At 44.2% G+C, this 25,974-nt stretch carries 25 protein-coding genes; 20 read left to right on the top strand and 5 right to left on the bottom strand.

Annotated features, from left to right (window positions below; genetic code table 11):
• Nucleotides 1–10: 10 nt before the first annotated feature.
• The 15 genes from J3999_RS11990 (at nucleotide 11) to J3999_RS00500 (ending at nucleotide 17,411) form a co-directional block, all read left to right on the top strand.
• Complete coding sequence (locus tag J3999_RS11990; protein WP_305791378.1) at nucleotides 11–625, top strand: DapH/DapD/GlmU-related protein; 615 nt, start codon at nucleotides 11–13, stop codon at nucleotides 623–625.
• A complete protein-coding gene (locus J3999_RS00565; protein WP_208125943.1) occupies nucleotides 618–1,610 on the top strand; it encodes a glycosyltransferase in 993 nt (330 codons plus the stop codon). The genes J3999_RS11990 and J3999_RS00565 overlap by 8 nt, the downstream gene beginning before the upstream one ends.
• A gap of 79 nt (nucleotides 1,611–1,689) precedes the next feature.
• Nucleotides 1,690–2,622 carry a glycosyltransferase family 2 protein gene (locus tag J3999_RS00560; protein ID WP_208125942.1) on the top strand — a complete coding sequence of 311 codons (933 nt, stop codon included), beginning with the start codon at nucleotides 1,690–1,692 and terminating at the stop codon, nucleotides 2,620–2,622.
• Nucleotides 2,619–3,755: a glycosyltransferase family 4 protein gene (locus tag J3999_RS00555; RefSeq protein WP_208125941.1), complete on the top strand. Its 1,137-nt coding sequence runs from the start codon at nucleotides 2,619–2,621 to the stop codon at nucleotides 3,753–3,755. The genes J3999_RS00560 and J3999_RS00555 overlap by 4 nt, the downstream gene beginning before the upstream one ends.
• Nucleotides 3,756–3,822: 67 nt before the next feature.
• Complete coding sequence (locus J3999_RS00550; protein WP_208125940.1) at nucleotides 3,823–4,908, top strand: hypothetical protein; 1,086 nt, start codon at nucleotides 3,823–3,825, stop codon at nucleotides 4,906–4,908.
• Nucleotides 4,898–5,434 (top strand): DapH/DapD/GlmU-related protein, encoded by a 537-nt coding sequence (locus J3999_RS00545; RefSeq protein ID WP_208125939.1) that lies wholly within the window; start codon nucleotides 4,898–4,900, stop codon nucleotides 5,432–5,434. The genes J3999_RS00550 and J3999_RS00545 overlap by 11 nt, the downstream gene beginning before the upstream one ends.
• A 6-nt stretch (nucleotides 5,435–5,440) precedes the next feature.
• Nucleotides 5,441–6,562 carry a glycosyltransferase family 4 protein gene (locus J3999_RS00540; RefSeq protein WP_208125937.1) on the top strand — a complete coding sequence of 374 codons (1,122 nt, stop codon included), beginning with the start codon at nucleotides 5,441–5,443 and terminating at the stop codon, nucleotides 6,560–6,562.
• Between the two features lie 49 nt (nucleotides 6,563–6,611).
• Complete coding sequence (locus J3999_RS00535) at nucleotides 6,612–7,205, top strand: sugar transferase (protein WP_208125935.1); 594 nt, start codon at nucleotides 6,612–6,614, stop codon at nucleotides 7,203–7,205.
• The gene (locus tag J3999_RS00530; RefSeq protein ID WP_208125934.1) at nucleotides 7,202–7,822 is read left to right on the top strand and encodes an acetyltransferase; all 621 of its coding nucleotides are present in this window, start codon (nucleotides 7,202–7,204) and stop codon (nucleotides 7,820–7,822) included. Before J3999_RS00535 ends, J3999_RS00530 begins: the two co-directional genes overlap by 4 nt.
• A 4-nt stretch (nucleotides 7,823–7,826) precedes the next feature.
• Nucleotides 7,827–9,005, top strand: coding sequence for a DegT/DnrJ/EryC1/StrS aminotransferase family protein (locus J3999_RS00525; RefSeq protein ID WP_208125933.1), 1,179 nt, complete (start codon nucleotides 7,827–7,829; stop codon nucleotides 9,003–9,005).
• The gene (locus J3999_RS00520; protein WP_208125932.1) at nucleotides 8,998–10,959 is read left to right on the top strand and encodes a nucleoside-diphosphate sugar epimerase/dehydratase; all 1,962 of its coding nucleotides are present in this window, start codon (nucleotides 8,998–9,000) and stop codon (nucleotides 10,957–10,959) included. Before J3999_RS00525 ends, J3999_RS00520 begins: the two co-directional genes overlap by 8 nt.
• On the top strand, nucleotides 10,952–12,385 hold the full coding sequence (locus J3999_RS00515; protein ID WP_208125931.1) for a capsule assembly Wzi family protein: 1,434 nt from the start codon (nucleotides 10,952–10,954) through the stop codon (nucleotides 12,383–12,385). Before J3999_RS00520 ends, J3999_RS00515 begins: the two co-directional genes overlap by 8 nt.
• A 121-nt stretch (nucleotides 12,386–12,506) precedes the next feature.
• A complete protein-coding gene (locus J3999_RS00510; RefSeq protein WP_208125930.1) occupies nucleotides 12,507–15,422 on the top strand; it encodes an SLBB domain-containing protein in 2,916 nt (971 codons plus the stop codon).
• Nucleotides 15,422–16,447 (top strand): Wzz/FepE/Etk N-terminal domain-containing protein, encoded by a 1,026-nt coding sequence (locus tag J3999_RS00505; RefSeq protein WP_208125929.1) that lies wholly within the window; start codon nucleotides 15,422–15,424, stop codon nucleotides 16,445–16,447. Before J3999_RS00510 ends, J3999_RS00505 begins: the two co-directional genes overlap by 1 nt.
• 7 nt (nucleotides 16,448–16,454) lie before the next feature.
• The gene (locus J3999_RS00500) at nucleotides 16,455–17,411 is read left to right on the top strand and encodes an amidohydrolase family protein (protein WP_208125927.1); all 957 of its coding nucleotides are present in this window, start codon (nucleotides 16,455–16,457) and stop codon (nucleotides 17,409–17,411) included.
• A 141-nt stretch (nucleotides 17,412–17,552) separates the two neighbouring features.
• Here the strand turns inward: J3999_RS00500 and J3999_RS00495 are convergent, their stop codons facing one another.
• On the bottom strand, nucleotides 17,553–18,197 hold the full coding sequence (locus tag J3999_RS00495) for an OmpA family protein (protein ID WP_208125925.1): 645 nt from the start codon (nucleotides 18,195–18,197) through the stop codon (nucleotides 17,553–17,555).
• Nucleotides 18,198–18,456: 259 nt separating this feature from the next.
• Between J3999_RS00495 and J3999_RS00490 the strand changes: the two genes are divergently transcribed.
• The 5 genes from J3999_RS00490 to J3999_RS00470 are packed head-to-tail and all read left to right on the top strand — an operon-like array spanning nucleotide 18,457 to nucleotide 22,465.
• Nucleotides 18,457–19,326 carry a UbiA prenyltransferase family protein gene (locus J3999_RS00490; RefSeq protein ID WP_208125923.1) on the top strand — a complete coding sequence of 290 codons (870 nt, stop codon included), beginning with the start codon at nucleotides 18,457–18,459 and terminating at the stop codon, nucleotides 19,324–19,326.
• A gap of 9 nt (nucleotides 19,327–19,335) precedes the next feature.
• The gene (locus tag J3999_RS00485; protein ID WP_208125921.1) at nucleotides 19,336–19,755 is read left to right on the top strand and encodes a GtrA family protein; all 420 of its coding nucleotides are present in this window, start codon (nucleotides 19,336–19,338) and stop codon (nucleotides 19,753–19,755) included.
• On the top strand, nucleotides 19,755–21,071 hold the full coding sequence (locus J3999_RS00480) for an FAD-binding oxidoreductase (protein WP_208125919.1): 1,317 nt from the start codon (nucleotides 19,755–19,757) through the stop codon (nucleotides 21,069–21,071). Before J3999_RS00485 ends, J3999_RS00480 begins: the two co-directional genes overlap by 1 nt.
• Nucleotides 21,072–21,086: 15 nt before the next feature.
• A complete protein-coding gene (locus J3999_RS00475) occupies nucleotides 21,087–21,827 on the top strand; it encodes an SDR family oxidoreductase (protein WP_208125917.1) in 741 nt (246 codons plus the stop codon).
• A 2-nt stretch (nucleotides 21,828–21,829) separates the two neighbouring features.
• Entirely contained in the window at nucleotides 21,830–22,465 is a 636-nt protein-coding gene (locus J3999_RS00470) for an HAD family hydrolase (protein WP_208125916.1), read from the top strand.
• Between the two features lie 7 nt (nucleotides 22,466–22,472).
• Here J3999_RS00470 and mgtE read toward each other — a convergent pair whose 3' ends face one another.
• From mgtE to lptA, 4 genes are all read right to left on the bottom strand, one after another.
• On the bottom strand, nucleotides 22,473–23,825 hold the full coding sequence (gene mgtE / locus J3999_RS00465; RefSeq protein WP_208125915.1) for a magnesium transporter: 1,353 nt from the start codon (nucleotides 23,823–23,825) through the stop codon (nucleotides 22,473–22,475).
• Between the two features lie 299 nt (nucleotides 23,826–24,124).
• Nucleotides 24,125–24,454 (bottom strand): ribosome hibernation-promoting factor, HPF/YfiA family, encoded by a 330-nt coding sequence (gene hpf, locus J3999_RS00460; protein ID WP_173285847.1) that lies wholly within the window; start codon nucleotides 24,452–24,454, stop codon nucleotides 24,125–24,127.
• Between the two features lie 227 nt (nucleotides 24,455–24,681).
• On the bottom strand, nucleotides 24,682–25,404 hold the full coding sequence (lptB, locus tag J3999_RS00455; protein ID WP_208125914.1) for an LPS export ABC transporter ATP-binding protein: 723 nt from the start codon (nucleotides 25,402–25,404) through the stop codon (nucleotides 24,682–24,684).
• Nucleotides 25,405–25,434: 30 nt separating this feature from the next.
• Complete coding sequence (lptA, locus tag J3999_RS00450) at nucleotides 25,435–25,974, bottom strand: lipopolysaccharide transport periplasmic protein LptA (RefSeq protein WP_208125913.1); 540 nt, start codon at nucleotides 25,972–25,974, stop codon at nucleotides 25,435–25,437.

Below are 25,974 nucleotides of genomic sequence, written 5' to 3'. Positions count from 1 at the left end.
GTTTTTTTTATTGTTTTTTAAACTTTTGTTTGAAAATAAGATTGCCTGCTTTTTTTTTAAAGTCGTAAGTGGCTTTAAAAATAAGATTACGAGCCACTGTTTTTCGTTAAAGGTAGGAGAGTCAGCAAGTAGTGTTTATGTGAAGTCACCTTGTTATACTGCGGGATTAGAGTTTTTAAAATTGGGTGTAGGATTTTATTCGGAATCAAACTTGAGAATTGAAATATTGAGAGAATATAGAAATCAAGTTTTTACTCCCGTAATGCAGATTGGTGATAACGTTAGCATTAATTTTAATTGTCATATAGGTTGTGTCAATAAAATACTCATTGGAAATAATGTTCTTATCGCAAGTAACGTGTTTATTACTGACCATTCACATGGTTCTATTAATGAAGCAGATCTTGAAAAGCCTCCAAAAGATAGAGCGTTGGTCAGCAAAGGAGCCGTTATCATAGAGGATAATGTTTGGATTGGTGATGGTGTTTCTATTTTTGCTAATGTCACAATTGGAAAAAATTCCATTATTGGTGCTAATTCTGTAGTAACAAAAAGCATTCCGGAAAATTGTGTTGCAGTTGGTACACCAGCTCAAGTAATAAAGAATTTAGGCCTGAATGAATAAAATGACTCCTAATCAAAAAAAAATATCTGTCGCACTAGCTACATATAACGGTGCTGAGTTTCTCTCGAAACAGATCCAAAGCTTGCTAGAGCAAACTGTTTTACCGGATGAGATTGTAATTTCTGATGATAACTCTAGTGACAGCACTATTGGTATATTGAATGAGTATCAATCGATGTATCCAAATGTTATTAAAGTTATAAAGAATAGGAATAATGTTGGTTATGCACAGAATTTTAATAACGCTCTTGTTAATACGGTAGGAGATTTTGTATTCCTGTGCGACCAAGATGATGTGTGGTTTCCAAATAAAATAGAGTATATGGTTAACTTGGCAGAATCAAAGCCAGGTTATTTTGTTTATATGAACGACGCTCTTCTAACTGATAAAGATTTGAATCAGTTTGGATTTACAAGTTATGAACAATTGAAAAAATCAGGGGTCGATGATAAATACTTTGTTCTGGGATGTTGTTGCTTGTTGACAAGGGAATATTTGGATTTTGTTCTGCCAATACCGATGGGGCTCAAATCTCATGATAATTGGTTGGTAGAAATTTCTTATGGAATAGGTTTGCGTTATATAGAAAAAAAACCGTTGCAACTCTATAGACGGTATGGGGGGAATGTTTCAGACTGCATAAGTAACAGTACGGTATCAAATACAAGAGTTACATTTTTTTTAAAAGCCTTTAAAAGGATTCTGGCTAGAAATAATAATCTTTCTGATGAATCAGTTTTAAAATCAAAAAAAGATTTTTTAAAGGCACTTTTAACAGTAAAATCCAATCTTCCAGAAAATATTGAAAAGCGTTTTGAAAGCTATCTCTTTGAAAAAGAAAAAGAATTGGATCTGTTGCAGAAAAGAATTTCTTTGAGAAAAAAGTTTATTCTATTCAGGTTTTTCTTTGCAGGAAATATTCTTTTAAATAGGAAGTATGGTGATTACACTTTTGTACGGTTTCTCAGGGATGTATGGGGTTAGATTTATTTAAGGCTGTCTTGTGATGTAGATAGTTGAAAGTTAAGTTTGAGTCCTTTGAAAATTAGTGAATTTATCATATATGGTTAATCTGTCAATAATTATACCTGCTTATAATGCATCTGAAACCATTGGAAGATGCCTGATGAGTATATTAAATCAGTCAACTGACTTTGTATACGAGATAATTTTGGTAAATGACGGGTCCATGGATCACACTGGAGAAATAGCCCGGTCAATAGCAACATCATTCGATAAATTAAAAGTTGTTGATCAGTGTAATAAAGGTGTTTCTTCAGCGAGAAATAAGGGGCTGAGTATAGCGAATGGAAAGTGGGTAACATTTGTAGACAGTGATGATTTTGTTGTTGAAAACTATTTTGATGATCTTTCAAGAATTATTAAGTCTGAAGATGTTGATTTGATTGTTTTTAATTACTCTTATTTGAAATCAGGCTCTATAGTCTCACTTGGCGTATCACCGCTTTCTGATGGGGGCTATAAAGGTAAAGAGCTCGTTTACAGGTTATTGCTTGATGGAAAACTCACTAATTCTCCTTGTGACAAAGTTTTTAAAAGAGATTTGATTGGCTCAATAAAGTTTGATGAAGGTATTTCAATAGGAGAAGATCTCTTATTTCTCTCTTCATACTTGGCTTGTGTTAAATGTTTTTATTTTTTGAATAAAAGTTTGTATATTTATGATAAAGATTCGGATGGTATTACGGGAAGATTTTTAGATAGAGATAAGCTAAGGCAAATTTCTTTGGTAGTTAGTGATGTTACTGTGTCTGTTACTGATTTAAAGGTAAATGATGAGATCATAAACCAGTTTATTTTCAGGACTATGCTTGGATATTTTCTTTATAAAGATATTTTTTTACGCTTGAATGATGAATCGTCTTATTTGTTTAGAGAGGCTGTCAAAAATCTTAGATTTGATCAAGTATCTGGTTTTAAAAAGAAAGTTTTCTTTTTTCTATTAAAAAGTTATGTAATTTGGAAGTTTAAATGAATGTTTTGTATGTAACCGATCACAAATTTTATCACGAAAACGGTAAGGTTTTTTCAAAGACTCATTTGAATGAAAATAAGTTTAAGCGTTATCTTTCTTTTTTTGAAAATGTAAATATCGTTGGTCGACAATCTGGTGCTGATATGTCAGATGTCTTATACAAAAATGAACGTAGTAGTTTGAGCTTCCAGCTAGTTGATGATCCTGTAAAGCATCCTCTAAAAAATAATGTGGCACAGAAACTGAATGGGTTAATCGCAAGTTCTGATGTGGTTTGTATACGAGTTCCCTGTATATACCAGAAATCCGCATTTAAGTTGGCAAAAAAACATAATAAAAAAATTTTGATTGAGATGGTAGGTTGTCCATTTGATTCTTTGTGGAATTATGGAGGCGTTTTACCGAAGTTTATGGCAGTGAAAATGTATCTTTCTACTCGGATGGTTGTTGCAAATTCAGATGCTGTTATTTATGTTACAAAAAAATTTCTGCAAACAAGATACCCAAATAAAAAAGGTATTACTTTGGGTTCTTCGGATGTCGAGTTACCTAAGAACGCAGCAAGTATCAGGAATGGGCTTCACAACAAGCATAAGTGTGTTTTAGGAATGATTGCTGGTTATACAAGCTTTTATAAGGGCTTTGATGTGGCTTTTGATGCCTTGAAAACAATTCTCAGCACAGATCCTAATATTGATTATGAGCTAAGAATAATCGGTTCTGGTGACTCTGCAAAGTTAAAAGCATTAATTTCTAGTTCTAACTTACTGGACAAAGTGTTTCTTGATGGTTCGATGCCCGCTGAAAAAGTTTTTCAATGGTTAGATAATATAGATGTTTATCTACAGCCTTCTAGACAAGAAGGTCTACCTAGAGCTCTCGTTGAAGCGATGTCTAGAGGGTGTCCTTCTATAGGGTCGGGGATAGCTGGAATTCCCGAATTGCTGCCACAACAATATTTGATTAATGCAGGTGACTATAAGAGCCTTGCTCAAAAAATAATGATATTAGCAAACGATCAAAATGAATTTGTTAATAGTTCTCGCGATAATATTGCAGTCTCAAAACGCTTTGACTCAGATCTTCTTGTCAATGAATGGAAGTGTTTCATGGAAGGTTTTTTGAAGCAGTGATTTGCCCGGGATTTAAAGGCGGACAAGAGGTTATATTTTGAGGACTATTATAAGACTTTTATTTTTTGTGGGTGTTGCGTCAAGTTCAGTGTATCTCTTTAATAGTGGATTGCCACAGCCGGCAGACTTTGTTCTATTAGGTTTTGCTCTTTTAACTTATTTGCATGCATTAGGTAGATATAATATTTTTCCTGGAAAACTTATGCCTATTTCCTGGTCTTTAATGGTTCTTTGGGTATCTCTTGTGGTTTTGTTTTGGTCTATATGGCTTTTCTCAGAGCATTTTTTAAGGGATGCTTTATTTTGGATTTACAATTATATAATTGCTAGTGCTCTTCTTTATGCAATTGTCGCTGATATTATTAGCTTTGATGAGATTAAGAAATACATTCAAATTGCTTTGATTATTTCCGGTATTGGTGTAATTCTTTCAATTGGAGTCTCTGTTAGAACTACCGGTTTTTTCAATAATCCTAATCAGTTAGCATTTTATTCTTTATGTGCCCTTTCCATTAATCAGGTATTGAATAGAGGCTATATCTCTTTTAAACCGATTAGTTTTGTAGCTTTTGTAGGAGGGGCGATAGGTATTTTTGCAGCGGCTTCTATGGCGGCTATAGCCGGTTTTTTTGCACTTCTTCTTGCTCATTTAATTGCTAGTAGAAATTTTATATTAATGTTCAAAAGTTTTTTAGGAATTGGCGTTGTAACATTATTATTGATGACAACCAATCTTCCTTATATATCAGAAATTTCTTCAATCGTTCAATATCGTTTCGAACATGCAGAGCAGAGAGATAAGTTTTCCGGGATTTCCGAAGAACGTAATTATGATCGTATTTTTGCTTTCCCTGAGTATACAGTTTTAGGTGCTGGTGAAGCGCATTTAGAACGTTTTTATCCTTATAACGAAAATGAGATACATTCTAGTTTTGGTAATATGTTATTTGCTTATGGCGTTATTGGATTAGGTTTGTTTCTTATTTTAATATTACAGAGTATTATCCGCTCCCCTCTTGAAGTTTGGTTTGTGATGTCTGCGCCTCTTCTTTATTCGATAACCCATATGGGACTTCGTACTACTCTTTTTTGGGTTTTTATTTTGGTTGTTTGGGCTTTTTATAATTTAAAGGCAGAAAAAAATGCTTATTAAAGTTCTTGGCAGAATTTATGCCTTTCTTCTGACGATGGTTTACAAGTGCATTTACCCATTTGCATTCCATATTGTTCCGTTCAAAGTGTTTTTCAACGGAATTCTTATGATCGCTAAAAAAGGAAAGCTCACTTGTGAAGGGAGTTTCGTCAGTCGCTCTGGTTGTACAATCAATATTTATGGTGGACAGGTTTGTATTAAGAATGGTGTAACATTTAATCGCGGCGTTTTTCTTAATTCGCAGCTCTCTGTTGAAATAGGGGAAGATAGTTTTATTGGTCCGAATGTGCTTATTTATGATCACGATCATTCGATCGTCGATGGAGTTGTAAAAAAACGTGATTATGTGCAAGCTCCTGTAGTGATTGGGGACAATGTATGGATTGGAGCTAATTCAGTCATTTTAAAAGGCGTTACTATTGGCGACAGAACAATAGTTGCAGCTGGTTCAATCGTTAGCAAAGATATCCCTGCTAATACTCTTTTTATACAGAAAAAGGTTTCTACTTATTTGAAAAATAAGTAAATATATATGTCAAAAACTGTTTGTATTATAGGTGCTTTACCACGTTCTTTAATTAACTTTCGAGGAGAGTTGATTAAGAAAATTCTTTCCAGTGGTTATAAAGTGATAGCTATGGCTGGAGGTGCGAGTGCTGAAGAAGTTTCTGCCATCGAATCTTTGGGCGTTCGTTATATAGATGTTCCTGTTGAACGTACTTCAATGAATCCTTTTACGGACTTAAAAACAATGCTTTTTTATCGTTCGATATTTGAGCAAGAGAAGCCTGATTTTGTTTTGAGCTACACCATTAAGCCAGTGATTTGGGGCGGTATCGCTTTGCGATCCTTGCCAAAGTCTGATTTTACCGCGTTAGTGACTGGATTAGGCTATGCTTTCGAAGGTGATGGGTTTAAGCGTAAAGTACTGAGAACGATTGTTTCTCGTTTATACAAGTTTGCGTTGAAGCGTGCAGGTAGGGTTATTTTTCAAAATTCAGATGACCTGAGCTACTTTGTCTCTCATGGCTTAATTGAAAAAGCCAAGGCTTTTGTGGTAGCCGGTTCAGGTATACCTTTAGACAGCTTTCAATTCCAGCCCTTACCTAAATCAGATATTACCTTTTTAATGGTTGCGCGCTTATTAAAAGAAAAAGGGGTCTATCAGTATGTTGATGCTGCGTGCAAGGTTAAAAAAAGATTTCCTCGGGTTCGTTTTCATCTGTTAGGAGGGTTTGATCCTTCTCCGGGAGGAATTGATCAAAGCCAAATTGATGAATGGGTTGCTGACGGTTGTATAGAATATTTAGGTGAAACTACTGATGTACGGCCTTTTTTTTCTGAATCTCATGTGTTTGTTTTGCCTTCTTACTATCGTGAAGGCTTGCCTCGAACTATCTTGGAAGCAATGGCTACAGGGCGTCCTATTATTACAACTGATAATGTAGGTTGTCGTGAACCTATTGTTGAAGGGGAAAATGGTTGGTTAGTTCCCGTTCAGAACAGCGATGCACTTGTCGAAAAAATGATTTGGTCTATAGAGCATCCCGAACAACTTGAATCAATGGGAAGAGTTTCTCGCAAAATGGCAGAAGAAAATTTTGACGTGCATAAGATAAATTTACGAATGCTGGAAATAATGGAGTTGAACTGATTTCAAATGTTAAATTTCTGTGTTTTTTTGTTTTGTAAAAAATGGTTTTATGAAACGTATATTTGATTTATTTTTAATCTTTATCAGCTTTCCATTATTGCTTCCAGTTTTTATCGTGGTGGCAATTTTAGTGCGTTTTAAGCTTGGTACACCAATCCTTTTTACTCAGATTCGTCCAGGTAAGGATGCTAAGCCGTTCAAAATGATTAAGTTCCGAACTATGACTGATGATCGCGACGCAGATGGTGAATTATTATCAGATGAAATTCGGTTGACGAAATTTGGTCGTTTTTTGCGTTCGACGAGTTTGGATGAATTACCTGAACTTTGGAACGTCGTCAAAGGAGAGATGAGTTTGGTCGGACCACGTCCATTGTTAGTGGAATATGTTCCGTTGTATTCACAAGAGCAGTATAGGCGTCATGAAGTCCGACCAGGTATTTCAGGTTGGGCCCAGGTTAATGGGCGTAATGCAATTGACTGGGATGATAAGTTTAAGCTCGATGTCTGGTATGTAGATAATCGCTCACTTTGGTTGGATATTAAGATTATCTATTTAACCCTCAAAAAGGTGGTTGTTCGCGAAGGGATTTCTGCGGAAGGTGAAGCGACTATGCCTAAATTTACGGGCTCAAAAGAATGAAGAGGCTCGCTGTATTAGGTGCCAGCGGTCATGGCAAGGTCATTGCCGAAATTGCCGAGCTAAATGGTTGGAAAGTCTTTTTTTTCGATGATGCCTATCCCGGCGTTAGCGACCTCGAGCATTGGCCGGTTGTAGGGGGAACGGAACAGTTAATAAATACGTTATCGAGTTTTCAAGGATGTTTTATTGCTATTGGTAATAATCGAATTCGTTTGCAGAAACAGTTACAACTGTTCTCATTTGGAGCTCACTTTCCGGTCCTAATTCATCCTAATTCGGTTGTCAGTCGAATGGCGACATTACAAGATGGCACTGTGGTTATGGCTAATGCCGTTGTTAATCCTTTTACCCGTGTAGGCAGAGCTAATATTCTAAACACCTCGTCAACAGTAGATCACGACTGCGTACTGGCTGATGGTGTTCATATCAGTCCGGGAGCTAATTTAGCTGGGTCAGTTCATGTTGGAACTTGCTCTTGGGTGGGTATTGGAGCCAGTGTCAAACAATGCGTTACGATAGGTGAGAATGTGACTGTTGGAGCCAATGCAGCCGTTGTTTCTAATGTTTCAGATGATAAAACTATTGTCGGAATACCGGCAAAACCTTTAGGCAGTTAATTATATGTTAAATACTCAGTTTTCTCCTTGGCCATCGTATACAGAAAGTGAAGTTAATGCTGTATCTAAGGTTCTTTTATCTAACCAAGTTAATTATTGGACCGGACAGGAAGGGCGTGAATTCGAGAAAGAGTTTGCATCTTGGTGCGAAACAAAATATGCCGTCGCTTTGGCCAATGGAACCTTGGCCTTAGATGCTGCACTAAAAGCATTAGGGGTTGGGGCCGGCGATGAAGTAATTGTTACTTCACGAACTTTTTTAGCCTCGGTGTCTTCCATTGTTAATGCAGGGGCGAAACCTGTTTTTGCTGATGTTGATCGTAATTCACAGAATATTACAGCTGACACCATATCTGCCGTATTATCTGATAAGACTAGAGCGATTGTCTGCGTGCATTTGGCGGGTTGGCCATGCGAAATGGATGAAATTATGACGTTGGCTGATGCGCATGATCTGTATGTAATTGAAGATTGTGCTCAGGCTCATGGCGCAAAATATAAGGGTAGGCCCGCGGGGTCAATCGGACATATTGGTGCTTGGAGTTTTTGTCAGGATAAGATTATGACCACAGGTGGTGAAGGGGGAATGGTTACCACCAGTGATGAACTCTTATGGAAAAAAATGTGGGCTTATAAGGATCATGGAAAATCCTGGGATGCCGTTTATAATACTGAACACCCTCCTGGATTCCGTTGGCTGCATGAGTCTTTTGGTACCAACTGGCGTATGACGGAAATGCAGGCCGCAATTGGTCGTATTCAGCTACAAAGAATGCCTGAATGGCATCAAAGACGCTTAGACTATGCTAGTCAAATCTGGCAAGTAGCTAGGCGTTTGGATGGTTTGCGTGTGCCGGAGGTACCGTCTTATATTAAGCATGCGGCCTACAAGTGCTATGTGTTTGTCGAGCCTGCGGATCTTGCTGAAGGCTGGGATCGTGACCGGATTATGAATGCGATTTCTGAGTGTGGGGTTCCATGCTTTTCGGGATCTTGTTCCGAGGTTTATTTGGAAAAAGCGTTTGATAATACCGGGTTACGTCCGGAAAAGCCGTTACCTGTCGCTAAAGAACTGGGTGAAACATCATTAATGTTCCTTGTTCATCCAACATTGACACAAGAAGAAATCGATAAAACTTGTGAAGTCATTCAAATTATTCTTGAGCAGGCAGTAAATGGTTAGAGTGACGAAACTTTTTTTACCGTTGTTAAATTTACCGCGCTGGCAGAAGCGGTTGCTTTCTTTGGTGATTGATACTTTTACACTCATGGTCATTGCTTATCTAGCTTTGACGCTTCGATTCGGCGAGTTGTATTGGCCGACTCCCGTTCAATGGATCGGTATCCCTATCCTGCCGCTGGTGGCAATTCCTGTATTTATTCGTTTAGGTCTTTACCGGGCTGTTGTGCGCTATATAGGTGTGCGTTTCGCTTATACGGTCTTTTTGGCGGTTTCAGTCGCTTTTGTTTTATGGACTGCCGTTCTGTTTATGCTCAATCTTGAGTTTCCTCGTTCGGCTATGATTATTGCCTGGCTCCTGGCTTTACTGGCTATATCCGGCAGCAGACTGATTGCGCGCTCTTTGCTAAATGATGGTGTGAGTCGGAAACTATATTCTGATAAGAAGCGAGTCGTCATTTATGGCGCGGGTAGTGCCGGTCAGCAGTTATTTAATGCAACGGTTAAGATGCCGTTCGTCAGGGTTGTTGGCTTCATTGATGACTGTCCTCAATTACAGAATTATGATATTCATGCCGTCAGGGTTTTTAAGCCGGAAGACCTGGATGAGCTTATCGAGCAGCAGTCTGTCACGGATCTGTTTTTAGCTATTCCCTCGCTGTCTCCGGCAAAGAAAAAATCCATTTTGAGTTGGCTGGAAAAGAAACGCGTCAAAGTGTCGATTCTGCCTCCGATGGATCAGATTGTTGACGGTCAGGTTCAGGTTTCCGATGTGCGTGAGGTCGGTATTGAAGATTTGCTTGGTCGAGATATTGTGCCTCCTAAAGCGGAGTTACTGGAGCACTGTATCAAAGATCAGGTGGTCATGGTATCTGGTGCGGGTGGCTCTATTGGTTCCGAGCTCTGTCGCCAGGTAGTCAAACTGAAGCCTAAATCATTAATTTTGTATGAACTGAGCGAGTTTGCTCTTTATCAAATCGATAAGGAGCTACAAGGATCGGGGATTGAGATTATTTCAATATTAGGCTCTGTTCAGAATGGCGTTAAGCTCGATAGGGTTTTGAAGCAGTATGCGGTTGATACGGTTTACCACGCGGCAGCCTATAAACATGTCCCTTTGGTTGAGCATAATATTGCAGAAGGGATTCAGAACAACAGCTTCGGCACTATGACGATTGCCATGAAATCGGCGGAGAATGGCGTCAAAAACTTTGTCTTGATCTCGACGGATAAAGCGGTGCGTCCGACGAACTTTATGGGGGCTAGCAAGCGCATGGCGGAGTTGGCTTTACAGGCTTTGCAGCAGAAATTTTCTGGTACGCGCTTTGTGATGGTGCGTTTTGGAAATGTGCTTGGTTCATCCGGTTCGGTTATTCCCTTATTCCGTCAGCAAATTAAAGCCGGTGGCCCGCTAACGGTAACTCACCCTGAGATTACCCGTTTTTTTATGACTATTCCGGAAGCGGCATCGCTGGTCATTCAGGCGGGTTCTATGGGAACCGGTGGCGATGTTTTTGTCTTGGATATGGGAAAATCGGTAAAAATAGTCGATTTGGCACAACGAATGATTCGTCTGTCAGGTTTGGAAGTCATGGATGAAGAGGGCAATGGCGACATTGAAATTCAGTTTACCGGCTTGCGTCCTGGGGAGAAACTATACGAGGAATTATTGATTGGTGAAAATGTTGATGGCACGAGCCATCCGAAGATTATGAAAGCGCATGAATATTTTGTTCTGCTTGAAGAACTTGAAACGGCTTTTGTTCAGATGAAGGCTGCGATCAGCAATTCAGATTATGAGAAACTATCGCAATTGGTTGGTCAGGTTGTTTCCGGATTTAATCATACATCCGGGATTGTTGATTACTTTAAGATTTCTTCTGAGCAGGTTTCATCCAACAAAATGGATCTGGATTCAAAACCGAAATTGGGTGTGGTAAATGTTAAGAATGCCTAGATTTACATTTGTTGGAAAACCGCTGTGGTTTTTTTTCTTTCTGGCTCTTTTATCTTTTTCCGCTCGCGCCAGCGTCTGGTTTGAGCCGTCGGATATCCGTCTGAAACTGGATATCGAACTTCTCAGTGATCGTGGTATTTTGCCGGTAACCTCGGGAAGCTGGCCGATATATGCACCGGATTTGGATCGCGCTTTAACTTCTGTACCGAACTTGGATTCATTGAACAAAGTTGAAAAAGCGGCTTATTACCGTCTGAAAAGTCGCGTGTCGAGAGTGCGTTCCAAACAGTTGGATCTGAAACCGGAAAAGCTGTTGCGCATCTCCACTGTTTCCGAACCGCTTCTGTTTTCAGGCTTTGAAAGCCGTAACGTTTATGGCCAAGGTTCTTCGGCCAGTGCAGTGACTCGTCAGGTTTATAAATCAGTTGCTTTTCAAGTGAATCTGTCTCGTGCCGAGGGTGATAATCGCCTGGATGGGAGTTATATTGCGACAACTTTCGCGGATACTGTGGTGACAGTCGGCTCGCAAAACCGTTGGTGGGGGCCGGGTCAGGACAGTAGTCTGTTATGGTCGACACAGTCGCGTCCGGTATTCGGTGTTCATTTTCAGCGCGTAAGCTCCGAGCCTTCTTCTCTTCCCCTTTTAAATGCACTGGGTTCGCTGAATTATCAGGCTTTTATCGGTTCTTTGCAGGACTCGTCAACGCCAAATCCGGATGATAAGTCGATCAACTTTTATTCTGCACGAATCGAAGCCCGACCATTTGAGGGATTGCAGATAGGTGTTTCCGGCCTGACATTTGACGAGGTCAATGTGGTCGCCGATGAACCGGTCAAGCAAAGCCTGATGGGAGTGGATTTTCGTTATGGATTTTCTTTGCTAGATAAGTCATTTTCACTTTACGGGCAAGCGGCTAAAGAGGTCGATTCTGTGGCTGACCAGGGATGGAACACGCTTTTAGGCATCGGTTCTTATGCGGATTTCCCTTCATTACGAGGCCAATTGCACTGGTATCTTGAAGCCTTGGATGCAACCGAAGGGATCTTTGAACAGGGCGTGGATATAAGTGATTCTTCAGCCGGTTTTCGTCATAATGATCAGAGTTTTGCCAGTAATATCGGATATGGCGGGCGCAGCCTAACTCTTGGCGGTATATGGTCTGCCCAATCCGGATGGGCGGTGAAGTCTTCCGTTAAATATGCAGAATGGCAAGCAAGTGATCACAGCGGAACAGTCGTGTCTTTGTTTCCCGAAAGTGTACAGGGAGAGGATATCGAGTTTTTGGGTATGACGCTGACCGGCGAATTTTATTGGAATAAGCACTTTAAAATTGAACCGACGCTGTTTTATCAAAAGTTTAACCATCCGTCGGAGTTGATGGATAATAATGCCGGTTTGGGGTTGAGCCTCAGTTATCTGTATTAGAGATTACTAAAGGCGTTGCAAGGAATACTGGTTGACGGCAAGGGTCGTCTCTGTATTGAATTTTAAAAGTTAAAGTTTAGGTCTGATTTTAATGAATATTGGATTAGGAAAGATTTACAAAATGCGCATGTTTTCCAAGGCGTTGATTATCGGTAGCGCACTTTGTACCGGCTTGTGGGGAAGTGCCGGATTTGCCGTGCAGCCGAGTGCCGCGCAACTGGAAATGCTTAAGTCTCTGCCTAAATCGCAGCAGGAGGAGTTGATCAAACAGTATGCTCCTGACCTGATCCAGAATAGTTCCGCGCAGATGCCTGTAGAGTCAACCTTAGAAACCACCGCAGAGCCGGTAATTGAAAGCCGTGACGTTGATGAAGACCTTAGCCGTTCAATGCAGGCCAAGGAGGCAAAAAAATCCATTGATGCCGCCGATTTGCAGGAGCGCCAAGTAACAACGGCAATTGAAGAAGAGATCAAGCCTTTCGGTTACGACCTGTTTGCCGGTACCCCTTCAACCTTTGCACCTCTGGCCAATGCACCGGTTCCGGCGGATTACGTCATGGGGCCGGGCGATACCTTAAATGTACAGATTTACGGTGCGGAGAATGATTCTTACGTCTTGCAGATCGATCGCGAGGGTAATATTCAGTTGCCGAATGCCGGACCGCTTCAGATTGCCGGTATGCGTTTCAACGAAGCGTCAAAAATGATTGAATCGGAAATTACCCGTGCAGTGATCGGAGTGGAAGTCAGTGTGACGGCTGGGGCTTTACGTTCGATTCGTGTCTTTGTTCTCGGTGATGTCTATAAACCGGGGGCTTATGTTGTCAGCGGCCTGTCTACTATGTCCAACGCGTTGCTTTCCAGTGGCGGGATCAAAACCATCGGTTCTTTGCGTAATATCCAGCTTAAGCGTAATGGCAAGGTGATCTCCACTCTGGATCTGTATGATTTTCTGTTAAAGGGCGATATGTCCAAGGATGTCAGTCTTCTGGATGGTGACGTTTTGTTTGTGCCGACCCTTAAGAAGACCGTTACCGTTGCCGGCGAAGTTAAACGTCCGGCTGTGTATGAGCTAAAAAAAGAGCGTACGCTGGGTGAAATTATCCAATTGGCGGGTGGATTTACCCAGAATGCCAGTCCAGCGCACTCCAAGCTGGAGCGTATCCGTGAGGATGGTTTCCGTGAGGTGAAAGACGTCAATCTCCGTGCGAAAAAGGTTTTGCAGCAGCGCATTCAGAACGGTGATTCGATCCGCGTATTGGCTTCCGTTGATGAATATAAGGATATTGTTCTGGTGAACGGTAGCGTTAGCCGTCCTGGAGAGTATCAATGGCGCGACGGCTTACGAATTGCCGACCTGTTTCGTGGCCAATCGGCCGACGAGTTTTTAGCCAGAACCGATCTGGAGCATGTTTTTATCAAACGAGAAGTCGGTATTGAACGCAATATTCAGATCCTGATGGTGAACTTAAAAGAGGCGTTGCAGACCCCGCAAAATGCCGAGAATATTTCCCTGCAGGCGCGTGACGAGTTACTTGTGTTGAATTTCGATGATAATCGGGTCGAAGTATTGCAGCCTTGGGTGGCGGACTTAAAACGTCAGGCAAATCAAAATCAACTGGCGCAGGTTGTTTCTGTTTCCGGAAGCGTCAACTATCCGGGAGAGTATCCTTATGTACAGGGGATGAGCATTCAGGAACTGCTTTCTGTTGCCGGTGGAGCGTCTTTGACATCAATGGAAAAAGCGCTTCTGAAACGAGAAAATGCCTATAACCGTCAGGTCTCTGCATTGTTGATCGGCTTGAACTCCGAGATGTCGCTTAAAGCTCAGGCAATGGATGAGTTGATTGTTTTGGATGTCAACGGTATCGAAGAGATTGAGAGCGAGAAGCGTGAACTGTCGCAAATTCAGGCGGACGAAGAAGGAACTCCTTCCAAGCTTAGCCCGGTTAAGGATTCACATCAAAGGGTACAAGCTCTGGTAAAACGCTTGCGAGAGCAGTCAACATCTGAATTGCCGGCACAAATTGTTTCGGTGGAAGGTTTTGTTAGATTTCCCGGTGAGTATCCTCTGACCGAAGGGATGAGCGCTCAGGAGCTGATTGAACTGGCGGGTGGGTTTGCCGAGTCCGCCTATACCTTGAAAGGAGAGGTCGTCAGTCGCAATATCAGCCAGCAGGATCAGCAGTTAAGGGTCGAGAACCAAATCGTCTCTCTGGACGAACAGTCGCTTGCGTCGCTGAAATTGCAGTCAATGGATAGTCTGGTAGTTAAGCGTAAACCGGACTGGACGGAAAGACGGGTTGTTACTCTGTCGGGTGAAGTCAAATTTCCCGGAACCTATGTTCTCAAGGAGCAGGAAACTTTGGCCGATCTGATTCAGCGCGCCGGCGGGTTTACCAATCAAGCCTTTATTCGCGGAACTATCTTGCAGAGACAGGCACTGCTGGATAAACAGAATCAGGAACTTGAAAAAATGCGTTATCAGTTGGAATCCATTTTGGCACAGAGTGCTTCCAAGAAGACGTCCATGACTTCATCGGAGGCAACTGAGCAGTTATCCAAAATCTTACAACAAGCGAATCAAGCCAAGGCAACTGGGCGTTTGAGTTTGGTGAATCGTGATGAGAATTACTATGCCGCTTTCTCTTCTGTGCTGTTGCAGGATCTGGATAAGGTGCATGTGCCGGAAGAACCTAGAACGGTATCGGTTATCGGAGAAGTCTTTGCGACGCAGACCTTCAATTTTGACAGCAATATGGATGCTTCGGATTATATTCAGATGGCCGGCGGACCAAATAGTCTGGCGGATATGGATCGCGCCTATATCGTTAAGGCTTCCGGACGAGTCGTGCCTCTGCAACAAAGCGGTTTCTTCTACGCTTCGGCGAGGGCTGAAATCGATCAGGGTGACGTCATAGTAATACCAATGGATGTCGAGAAACTGCAGCCGCTTGAGTTGTGGAAAGAGGTCGCAACGATAGCCGGTCAGGTCGGTTTGGCACTGGCCAGCTTCAATGCAGTAGGAGTTTTCTGATGAGCCAGAAAAACCATATGAATACGCCGGAAAAGAACCTGCAAAACTGTCCACCGGGCTATCCCCCTAATTATCCGCAGGCTTACGCGGATGATGAAATTGATTTGCGTGAACTGTGGCATGCTGTCTGGTCACGCAAGTGGAGTATTGCTCTGATTACAATGATTGTTACTTCGATTGCTCTTATTTATGTATTAAATGCTAAAAACTATTATAAAGCTCATGTCGTTTTGGCACCGATCCATGCAGAGGGGAAGAGTGCGGGACTGGCAGCACAATTTGGCGGCTTGGCATCGCTGGCTGGAATCAATCTCGGTGGCGGAGGTGCCTCTGATACCGATACGGCGATCGCGATTTTGAAATCTCGTAAATTTGGTGAGCGTTTTATTCAAGAAAATAATTTAAAACCTTATCTTTTTCCTAAGAATTGGGATGATGATAAAGAAACTTGGATTGAACCGTCTCCCGGAGTTTTGGCATCTATCAAGGAATTGATTGTGCCTGCCTCTAATGGCGTTCAGAGTGGTTCTCAAAGAGAACAGTTAGTGCCAGGGGAGCCGAGTTTATGGCAATCCTATAAGGTATTCAGCAGCATGCTTTCTATATCAACAGATAAAAATTCGGGCTTTGTCACCTTGTTTGTTGAGTTTACCGACCCGGTATTAGCAGCGCAGTGGGCGACCAAAATGGTGCAGGATATTAATCTGCTGATGAAAACGCAGTCGCTTGCCGAAGCGCAGCGTTCGAATGCCTATCTTGAACAGCAGCTTAAAAAGACTTCTCTGGCAGAGGTCAGGCAGTCGATCTACCAGATGATGGAAGCCAATATCAAAACCATGATGCTGGCAAATACTTCGGAGGATGTTGTTTTTAGAACCATCGACCCGGCAGTTGTTCCAGAGGAAAAGTCCAAGCCCAAACGCTCTTTAATTATGGTCGCCTCCATGATTATAGGTGTCCTTTTAGGCATCTTTTGGGCATTAATCCGTAATGCTATGGCAAGCGGTAAAAAAGAGTCTGAATAAGAGCACTATGGTCAACCAAGCGTTTTCCATCTCGTTTTTTAAACGTATTGTCAAAGGGCTGCATTGCGGCCTGTTTATTTCTATTGCGGGCTCTCTATCAATTTCTTCCGTTCAGGCGCATGAGCCCGAAGTTTTGTTGGCAAGTGAATCTTCTGCTGCGACAAACCATTCAAACATGCAAAGTGACAGCAGTGTCTACCAAGGCAAGCTGTTTGACGCTCATTTGCACTATGCGGCGGAAGATGTGCAGAACTTTTCTCCACAGCAAATTGAAGCGATTTTTGACCGTAATCAGGTTGCGTTTGCGCAGGTTTCCAGCGCGCCGACCGACGGCACGGAAATTCTTTATCGTGCCATGCCGCAGCGAATCATACCTTTCTACAGTTTCTATCACGGATTCCATGACAAGGCTAAATGGATGGACGATCCAGCTGTTGTTCCGGCAACCGAGAAAGCTTTAAAGAGCGGATTTTACCGAGGTGTCGGCGAGTTGCACCTGTTTAAGGATAAGGTTAATAGCCCCGTTTTCCAGCAGGTCGTACTGCTGGCGAAACAACACCGGTTACCGCTTCAGGTGCATGGTGATGCCGAAGTCGTTGATAAGGTATTCGAACTTTATCCGCAGGCGACTGTGTTATGGGCGCATCTGGGAACGCGGCCAGAAGTGGATTTTTTGAATGCGATGTTACAGAAGTACCCGCAAGGGCTTTATATCGATACGTCCGTTCGAGACGGCATGCTATTGAGTAACGGCAAGCTGAACAAAGAGTGGCGAGACCTGTTTATTACCCATCAGGACCGCTTTATGGCGGCGGTGGACACATACAGTGTACAACGTTGGGAAAATTTCGATAAGGTTGTGAGCAATATACGCGATTGGCTGGGGGATCTGCCGCCGGAAGTGGCGCATAAGATCGCCTATCAGAACGCTGCGGAGCTGTTTAATATCGAATCAGTCGATTAGAGATACAGTTGCTTTCAGATTGTTTCGTGCGTTGCTAAACGGGTGCGAGATATTAGATTAGGCTTGGAATCCGAGGGATTTGCCTTTCACTCCAAATAACTTTGGAATGAAAGGGCTAAAAAGGTTTCTAGGTTTCTAAGTTTAGTACTCGCTGATCAGGAAGGTGACACGACGGTTCATACGCTTGCCTTGTGGTGTATCGTTGCTGGCAATCGGACGATCTTCACCGTAACCGTAAGTGATAATGCGATCGCGGCTGATACCGTTATCCATCAGGTAGAAAGCGACGTTTTTAGAACGGTTTTCTGAAAGCTGCTGATTGAAAGCTCGGCTGCCGTCACTGTCCGTATGCCCTTCGATATGAACGCGGGTATTAGGGTAGTTGCGCAGAGCATTCAATACAGGCCCTAAACGGTCCAGCATTTCAGGGTCAAGGTGCGCAGATCCGGAGCGGAAGTTAACGTCTCGTACATCGACTTTGATGTATTCCTGCCCATCAATATTAACCGCTTCTACATTTGTGTTTGGATCGTTGGCCGTGTCTTTATTGACGTCCTGGTAAATTTTACGCGCGGTGACACCACCGATAACGCCGCCAATGACGGTACCGGTACGGCTATCTACGCCCATTTGTCGTGCCAGAACGGCGCCGCCGATTGCCCCTAGTACTGTCGCAACATTGGCTTCAGTCTCTTTTTCTTCTTTAGTTTTATTCGGGTTTTGGCTACAACCACTTAAGCCGACTGCTGCGACAAGTGCGAGGCTGGTAAAGATCTGTTTTTTCATTGAAAACTCCTCAGGTTTTTCTTGATATAGAAAGGTTTTTTGGCTCTCTTGGAGAGTATGAATGTTTTTCATTTTAATGAAATTTGAACAGAAAAGTGTGGCGAAATCCTTTCTGCGCTCAATAATTCAGGCGATTTTTTGAAAAGGTTAGCAGTGGGGGCGCATTTAACCTTTAAATCCGTTAATATTAGCCTTCTTGAAATTATCTATCTTGTCTGCTCAGAAGGCGGGAATTTTTTATCACTGTTGCGATTGAACTATGCCGATTAAAGCGTTAATAGCCCTGATGCGCCCGCATCAATATGTTAAAAACCTGTTTCTGTTTCTGCCGCTGTTTTTTGGGTTGCAGATTACTAATCTGGAATTGCTGATTCAGGTGTTTTGGGCTTTTATCGCTTTCTCTCTGGGTGCCAGCGCAATCTATATTCTTAACGATTATCGCGATATTGCAGATGATCGCCAGCACCCTAAAAAATGTACTCGCCCGCTGGCATCAGGTGCTGTAAAACCGCAACAGGGTTTTGCTCTGATGATAGGGCTGGCTGTTATTGCCATCGCGATTATGGGGAGTCTGTCGCTTGAGGCTCTATGGGTTCTATTGCTCTACCTTGTCTTGAATATTGCCTACAGTTTTAAACTCAAGCATATCGCTTTGCTGGATGTGACAACGATTGCCATCGGTTTTGTTCTGCGCCTGTTTATTGGGGCTTTGGCTTCGGGCATGGCGCTTTCAATGTGGATTGTTGTGATGACATTCCTGCTGGCGTTGTTTCTTGCGCTGGCAAAACGGCGTGATGACGTACTGACCTTTATGGAAACCGGGCAGAAAATGCGCAAGGTGATTGACGGTTATAACCTGCAACTGCTCGATATCGCCATGGCGATTATGGCTTCGGTGGTGATTATGGCCTATATCCTCTATACCACCTCCGCGGAAGTCATCGCCCGCTTGCACAGCGAATATCTTTATTTAACGGCATTTTTCGTTATTCTTGGTGTTCTGCGCTATCTGCAAATTGCGTTTGTTTATCAGGACAGCGGTTCGCCGACTAAAGTGGTTCAGCATGACCGTTTTGTTCAGTTGAGCCTTCTGGGATGGATTTTAACTTTTGTCTGGATTCTCTACTAAGGATCGCTTATGAAGCTGGCGCAACGCTATATTCTGTTTGCTGTGATTGCGACCTTGTTGAACCTGATGTTTCAAGCCGCGAGTCTTGCTTTGTATCAGGGCGTCGGTTACCTGTTTGTCGCTATGTTCTGGGGGACCGCTGCCGGTCTGATCATGAAATATCTGCTTGATAAATGGTTTATTTTTTACGACAAGTCGGAACATATTCGCGATCACGGTAAGAAATTCGCCAAATACACTCTGACCGGTGTCGGTACAACCTTTATTTTTTGGGGTACCGAGTGGCTGTTCGACTGGCTCTTTGCATGGCCGGGCGCGCTCTACGTCGGCGCAGTCGTCGGCTTGGCGATCGGTTATGTGATTAAATATTTTCTCGACCGGCGTTTTGTTTTTAATTCCGCTGCTATCCAGTTTCAGGATTCGCACTGATGATGTCTTGTCCGCAAAAGAATCTTGCTGGCTGGGGGCGTTTTCCGCGCAGCACAAGTAAGGCGTGTTCGGTACAGAGTGCCCAGGAAATTGCCGGCTTTCTGGATGAAGAGGGTGACGTCATTGCCTACGGTAACGGGCGCAGCTACGGCGACAGCGCAATTGCCGATAAGCAGATAGTGACCCGGAAACTGAATCACTTTTTACAGTTTGATAAGGAAAGTGGCATACTCCGGGCGCAGTCCGGTATTCTGTTGTCCGAAATATTGCAAGTCGCGGTTCCGCACGGCTGGTTTCTGGCGGTAACCCCGGGGACGAAACTGATTACCGTCGGTGGTGCCATTGCCTCCGATGTGCACGGTAAAAACCATCATCATTTCGGCAGTTTTAGTCAAAGCGTTTTGGATCTGAAACTGATGCTGCCGAACGGCGAAATCATCGATTGCTCCGAGAATGAAAACCGCGACTGGTTTCATTCAACCTGTGGCGGGCAGGGGTTAACTGGGGTGATTCTTGAGGCAAGGTTGCAGTTAAAACCGATCAAATCGCAGAATATCGAACAAACGACCATTAAGTCGGCCAGTCTGCAAGAGACTTTCGCGGCGTTTGAAGACTATCAGGCATCGCCGTATTCGGTTGCCTGGATCGATTGTCTGGCCAAAGGCAAAAACCTCGGGCGCAGTCTGCTGATGGTCGGAGATTTTGCCACTGATGGCGATCTGGACTATCGTTCTCCGCGCGGGCCTGCAATCCCTTTTAACTTTCCGAAATTTGCGCTTAACCGCTTGACCCTGTCCGCGTTTAACTGGCTGTACTATCACAAGGTCCGCAAGAAAATCTCTCAGCAGATGGTGTCGATCGATCAGTTTTTCTATCCGCTGGATGCGTTATCCAATTGGAACCGTATTTACGGTAAAGACGGTTTTGTTCAATATCAGTTTATCCTGCCGAAAGAGCACAGTTATCAAGGCTTGCAGGAAATCTTGCAGATCATAGCCGCAAGCGGGAAAGGCTCTTTTCTGGCAGTGCTGAAGTTGTATGGAAAGCATAATGCCAACTGGCTCTCTTTTCCGATGGAAGGCTATAGCCTGGCGCTGGACTTTAAGGTTGAGCCTTCTCTTTGGGGGCTTTTGGAACGTCTCGATGAAGTGGTTGTGAAGTGTGGTGGACGTTTCTATCTGGCCAAGGATGCGCGCGTGCCGAAAGCGGTTTTCGAGCAAGGCTATCCGCAGATCGAACAGTTCCGGGCTTTTCGCAGACAGCATGGACTGGATAAGACATTGAATTCCCGGCAGTCTGTACGATTGGGGTTATAAAATTTAAGGATGATTATGAGTGATAAAGGGTTTGTTCTGATTCTGGGCGCCAAAAGCGATATGGCCCAGTCAATTGCCCGCGAATATGCCGGTTTGGGATTTAATCTGTATCTGGCTGCACGCAATGTAGCCGACCTGGAAAGTCTGCAAAGCGATCTGCAGATTCGTCATCAAGTCGAGGTGCGCCTGTTGGAATGGGATGCCCTAAAGCTGGAAGAGCAGTCGAATTTTTATCAAGGTCTTGCTCCGGCGCCGGTCGGAGTGGTGACGGCTTTAGGATTTCTGGGCGATCAAACTCAGGCGCAGCAGGATGCCGCTTTGGCACAAAAGATTTTGCAGAGCAATTTTAATGCGCTGGTGGCGGTCCTGGAGCCGATTGCAGCCGATTTCGAACAAAAGCAGAGCGGATTTATTGTCGGAATCAGTTCGGTGGCCGGCGATCGCGGGCGTAAGGCGAACTATATCTACGGTTCTGCCAAAGCCGGGTTTAGTGCCTATCTGTCCGGACTGCGCAATCGTCTTGCGGAAGCAGATGTTCAGGTATTGACGGTAAAACCGGGATTTGTCGCCACCAAGATGACTGCCGGTATGGATCTGCCGGAGAAACTGACCGCGCAGCCGGAACAGGTTGCCAAAATGGTTGTAAAAGCTCAGCAGAAAGGGCGCAATGTTATTTATGTCAAACCGATCTGGTGGCTGGTGATGCTGATTATTCGCCATATTCCAGAAGTGATTTTTAAAAAGATGAGCATCTGAGCATGCCGCAAGAAATCTCTCCGTCGGCTGCCGACCTTTCCAAGGGCTGCAAGGGCTTGGTGCTGTTCGATTTTGACGGTACTCTGACCAAAAAAGACAGCCTTCCGGATTTTATTCAGTTCGCCTGCGGGCGCTGGCGCTATTATTGGGGGCTTCTGTGTCTGTCACCCTGGTTAAGCTTGTATGTCATGAAGCTGATGCCGAACGATAAGGCGAAAGAAAAGCTTCTCGGCCATTTTTTTCGAGGCTGGGATGTGGCGCGTTTTAATACGCTTGCCAGGGAGTATTCTTTAAGCCGGATTGAGCTGCTGTTGCGCCCGAAAGCGCAACAGGCGATTGAAAACTATCAGCAGCAGGGCGCGACAATCGTTGTTATTTCAGCTTCCCTGCGCAATTGGCTCGAGCCTTGGTGCGAGCAAAAAGGTTTCGAGCTGATCGCAACAGAATTTGCTGCCGACAATGGTGTCTTGAGCGGTAAATTTGACGGCAATAACTGTTATGGACAAGAGAAGGTACGCCGCATCAAGCAGCGTTATGCCCTTGATCAGTTTGATTTTGTCCATGCCTATGGCGACTCGTCCGGTGATAAACCGATGTTGGCGCTGGCCGATAAAAGTTATTATCGCGTTTTCGAATAATTTCCGCTTACAGCAGGACGATCGTCGCCAAACCGAGGAATACGAAGAACCCCAGCGAATCGGTAACGGTTGTCAGCATGAGGCCGGAAGCCAGAGCCGGGTCGATACGCATGCGCTGCAAAATCAGCGGAATCATTGCGCCGGCAAAGGCCGCAGCCAGCAGGTTGACCATCATGGCGGTAGCGAAAATAGCGCTTAGTTGCCAGTCCTGGAACCAGAGCATCACCGCCGCGCCAGTCAGAACCGCCCAGATTAAACCGTTATACAGACCGACCGTCGATTCTTTAATCAGCAATGAACGGCTGTTAGATTTCCCGAGCTTTCCGGTCGCCAGAGCGCGAATGACAATCGTCGCCGTCTGAGTTCCGGCAATTCCCCCCATACTGGCAATAATCGGCATCAGCACCGCCAGCGCAACGACTTTTTCAATTGAAGCGTCAAACAGACCGATCACGATCGAGGCGAAAATCGCCGTCAGCAGATTGATACCAAGCCAGAAAGTGCGGCGTTTGGCCGAACGGCTCGGCGGCGAGAAGATATCTTCGTCCTCGTCCAGACCCGCGCTGGCCATACGTTCGTGTTCCGCTTCGTCACGGATGATATCGACCACGTCATCGATGGTAATACGGCCGAGAATTCGGTTCTGGTCGTCGACCACTGGTGCGAAAATCAAATCCTGTTTTTCGAACAGGTGTGCGACTTCTTTGGCCGAGGTATAAACGTTGATTGCCGGTACCAATTGATCAACGAATTCATGTACTTCGCTGTCCTCATCATGAGTCAGCAGGTAACGCAGCTGTAAAGAGCCGACATAGTGGTCATCGCGGTCTCGAACCAGCAGGGCGGTTGTTGACGGTGGCAGGTCTCCAAGCTGACGAAGGTAACGTAGTACGACTCCGAGGGTTACGTCGGCACGAACCGAGATGAAATCCGTACTCATTAAACCACCGGCGGTATTCTCCTCGAAGGCCAGTACCATCTGCACTGCTTCGCGGTTTTCTTCGCCAAGGGATTCGACAAACTCGATCTGCTCTTTTTGCTCCAGAGACTGGGCGATATCCACGATATCGTCGACAGCCAGCTCTTCGGTGATTTCGACAATTTCATGCGTTTCCAGTTCGCCGAGCAGGTTGGCTCGCACCTCTTCGTTCAGGTGGGTAAGAATTTCCCCCTGAATTTCTGCCGCTATGGCACTCCAAAGGACAGAACGTTCTTTCGGTGGTGTGGATTCCAACAGTTCAGCGAGTTCTTCGGCAACAAACTGGTTGCTCAAAGAGGAGATCAATTCAAGGTTTTGGTCCTTGACGGCATTGAGAAGCTGATCGGTAATGGTCTTTTTGTCGATATTGCTATTACTCACGGGCGGCCTTTGATATTTGGTCGATTATGCTTTTTGGGCAAACAAATTTTAAGCCAGGTTGGTTTTTGGCTTTTTTGCACCGTATGGTCGTCAGGATGCGCAGACAGGGATAATTCGCTTGGAAAGACCCGTTTGGCGCGCCTTGTAAGCGTTATTCTAACAGGCTGTGAGAATGCCGGGCTGGGGTTTTTATATCTGTATCAAGAAAGTTTCATAAACATAAAAAAACGCCCCGATACTTCGAGGCGTTTTGACGTTTTGTGCCGGTTTTTTGGGTAACCAGCTTCAGCGTTAAACTCTTAGGCTTCTGCTGCCATGTTTTTAACGCCGCCGGACTTCTGCTTGTGGCTGCCGATTTTTTCTTTGTGTTTGATGATTTGGCGATCAAGTTTGTCAACCAAGCCGTCAATTGATGCGTACATATTTTCTGTTTCTTCTTGAGCGAAAAGATCTGCACCTGAAACATGTACCGTCGCTTCAGCAATCTGAGCCTGCTTGTTTACAGTCAGGATGACGTGAACATTGGTTACGTGATCAAAGTGGCGCTCTAGTTTTTCTAGTTTTTCAGAAACATAGCTACGAAGGGCATCGGTTACGTCGATGTGGTGGCCTGTGATGTTGATTTGCATACAATCGCTCCTTTAGTTATCTGATTGCGATTTGACAAGTGAGAGTCATTTTAAAAAGAAGGGATTATAAACTCTCTTTTATTTTTTTAGGCTCTTTTTCCTGTCTTCAATTTCAGTATAGCAGTTGTTTTCTTAAATGAAAGATCAGAATCGGTGCAAATTTTTACAAGAAAAATTTAATATGACTCTGCTCAAGAAATGCTGAATTTTTGATAAATTTTCTTTCTTTATGCGAAGTTTTCACCGAGATAGACTCTTCTGACTTCCGGGTGTTCGAGTACTTCTTGCGGAGGCCCTTTGGCAAGAATCGTTCCTGCGTGCAGGATATAGGCGTGGTCGCAGACACCAAGGGTTTCGCGGACATTGTGATCGGTGATCAGGACGCCGATGTCGCGTTCTTTAAGGTGAATCACAATATTCTGAATATCCTTGACGGAGATCGGGTCAACCCCTGCAAAGGGTTCGTCGAGCAGAATGAATTTCGGCTCCATCGCCAGAGCGCGGGCAATTTCAACACGGCGGCGTTCGCCGCCGGAAAGCGCCTGGCCGGGTTGCTCAAGGATATGGCCGATTTGCAGGTCGTCAACCAGGTTCTCGAAAAGCTGCGCTCTTTGGTCTCGATCGAGTTCCTTGCGCATTTCCAGTATCGCCTTAATGTTGTCGGCAACGCTCAGTTGGCGAAAGATGGAGCTTTCCTGCGGGAGATAACCGATTCCCAAATGGGCACGTTCGTGAATCGGCATATTCGTTAAGTCGTGGTTGTCGAGAAAGATCTGCCCGCCATCGTTTTTGATCAGCCCGGTCATCATATAGAAGGTTGTGGTCTTACCGGCACCATTCGGCCCGAGAAGGCCGACGACCTCACCACTGTGTACGTCCAGATCGACCTGGGTCACGACTTGTCGTTTTTTATAACTTTTTGCCAGATTGCGCGCGTAGAAATGAGCCATGGGTTTGATTCAGTCTTTTGGGTTGATGGGTTATTGTTTTTTCTGCTCGGGAACCAGAATGACTTCGACCCGGTTCTGTTTTTGACTATCGCTCTGAGCTTGCAAGGTCTGCTTCTGCAGATCGTAAACCAGTTTGGAGCCGCTAATCTGGTGTTTGCCGTTTTCTTCGACCCGAGCATTGCCGATAAAGGTCAGGATGTCTTTTTCCGCCTGATAGATGATTTTATCGGCTTCACCTCGAGTCAGGCTTTGCGTGCTGATGTCCATGCGCTGAAAACGTGCCGGCTTACCGAGAATTTCGATCTTCTTCAGTTGATTGCCCGGATGAACGATTTCGATCTGCTCGCCTTGAAGTTGAAGGGAACCTTGGTTTACCAGAACATTCCCCTGGTAACGGCTGACGCCTTGCTTTTCGTTGACCATCAAGCGATCGGCGCTGATTTTAATCGGCTCCTGACTTTCAGACGGACGTTCTTCGGCATGCAGGGGCGCTAGAGTAAAGAGGCATAGAACGCCACCAAAGAGAAGCTTGTTCAATGTGTGCCGAATAGTATGAGAAGCATTTGACAT

The sequence above is a fragment of the Thiomicrorhabdus sp. 6S3-12 genome (assembly GCF_017571475.1).
Classification (GTDB): domain Bacteria; phylum Pseudomonadota; class Gammaproteobacteria; order Thiomicrospirales; family Thiomicrospiraceae; genus Thiomicrorhabdus.
Note: the sequence above shows the minus strand (reverse complement) of the source record. Positions and strands in the feature narration are given on the sequence as shown.

Coding starts and splice junctions, on each gene's coding strand:
- J3999_RS00555 (WP_208125941.1), top strand. CDS start 2,619: ATGAATGTTTTGTATGTAACCGATCACAAATTTTATCACGAAAACGGT.
- J3999_RS00495 (WP_208125925.1), bottom strand. CDS start 18,197: ATGAAAAAACAGATCTTTACCAGCCTCGCACTTGTCGCAGCAGTCGGC.
- J3999_RS00480 (WP_208125919.1), top strand. CDS start 19,755: ATGATGTCTTGTCCGCAAAAGAATCTTGCTGGCTGGGGGCGTTTTCCG.
- J3999_RS00540 (WP_208125937.1), top strand. CDS start 5,441: ATGTCAAAAACTGTTTGTATTATAGGTGCTTTACCACGTTCTTTAATT.
- lptB (WP_208125914.1), bottom strand. CDS start 25,404: ATGGCTCATTTCTACGCGCGCAATCTGGCAAAAAGTTATAAAAAACGA.
- J3999_RS00485 (WP_208125921.1), top strand. CDS start 19,336: ATGAAGCTGGCGCAACGCTATATTCTGTTTGCTGTGATTGCGACCTTG.
- J3999_RS00490 (WP_208125923.1), top strand. CDS start 18,457: ATGCCGATTAAAGCGTTAATAGCCCTGATGCGCCCGCATCAATATGTT.
- J3999_RS00565 (WP_208125943.1), top strand. CDS start 618: ATGAATAAAATGACTCCTAATCAAAAAAAAATATCTGTCGCACTAGCT.
- J3999_RS00515 (WP_208125931.1), top strand. CDS start 10,952: ATGCCTAGATTTACATTTGTTGGAAAACCGCTGTGGTTTTTTTTCTTT.
- J3999_RS00525 (WP_208125933.1), top strand. CDS start 7,827: ATGTTAAATACTCAGTTTTCTCCTTGGCCATCGTATACAGAAAGTGAA.
- hpf (WP_173285847.1), bottom strand. CDS start 24,454: ATGCAAATCAACATCACAGGCCACCACATCGACGTAACCGATGCCCTT.
- J3999_RS00560 (WP_208125942.1), top strand. CDS start 1,690: ATGGTTAATCTGTCAATAATTATACCTGCTTATAATGCATCTGAAACC.
- J3999_RS00530 (WP_208125934.1), top strand. CDS start 7,202: ATGAAGAGGCTCGCTGTATTAGGTGCCAGCGGTCATGGCAAGGTCATT.
- J3999_RS00545 (WP_208125939.1), top strand. CDS start 4,898: ATGCTTATTAAAGTTCTTGGCAGAATTTATGCCTTTCTTCTGACGATG.
- J3999_RS00500 (WP_208125927.1), top strand. CDS start 16,455: ATGGTCAACCAAGCGTTTTCCATCTCGTTTTTTAAACGTATTGTCAAA.
- lptA (WP_208125913.1), bottom strand. CDS start 25,974: ATGTCAAATGCTTCTCATACTATTCGGCACACATTGAACAAGCTTCTC.
- J3999_RS00475 (WP_208125917.1), top strand. CDS start 21,087: ATGAGTGATAAAGGGTTTGTTCTGATTCTGGGCGCCAAAAGCGATATG.
- J3999_RS00470 (WP_208125916.1), top strand. CDS start 21,830: ATGCCGCAAGAAATCTCTCCGTCGGCTGCCGACCTTTCCAAGGGCTGC.
- J3999_RS00505 (WP_208125929.1), top strand. CDS start 15,422: ATGAGCCAGAAAAACCATATGAATACGCCGGAAAAGAACCTGCAAAAC.
- J3999_RS00520 (WP_208125932.1), top strand. CDS start 8,998: ATGGTTAGAGTGACGAAACTTTTTTTACCGTTGTTAAATTTACCGCGC.
- J3999_RS00510 (WP_208125930.1), top strand. CDS start 12,507: ATGCGCATGTTTTCCAAGGCGTTGATTATCGGTAGCGCACTTTGTACC.
- J3999_RS00535 (WP_208125935.1), top strand. CDS start 6,612: ATGAAACGTATATTTGATTTATTTTTAATCTTTATCAGCTTTCCATTA.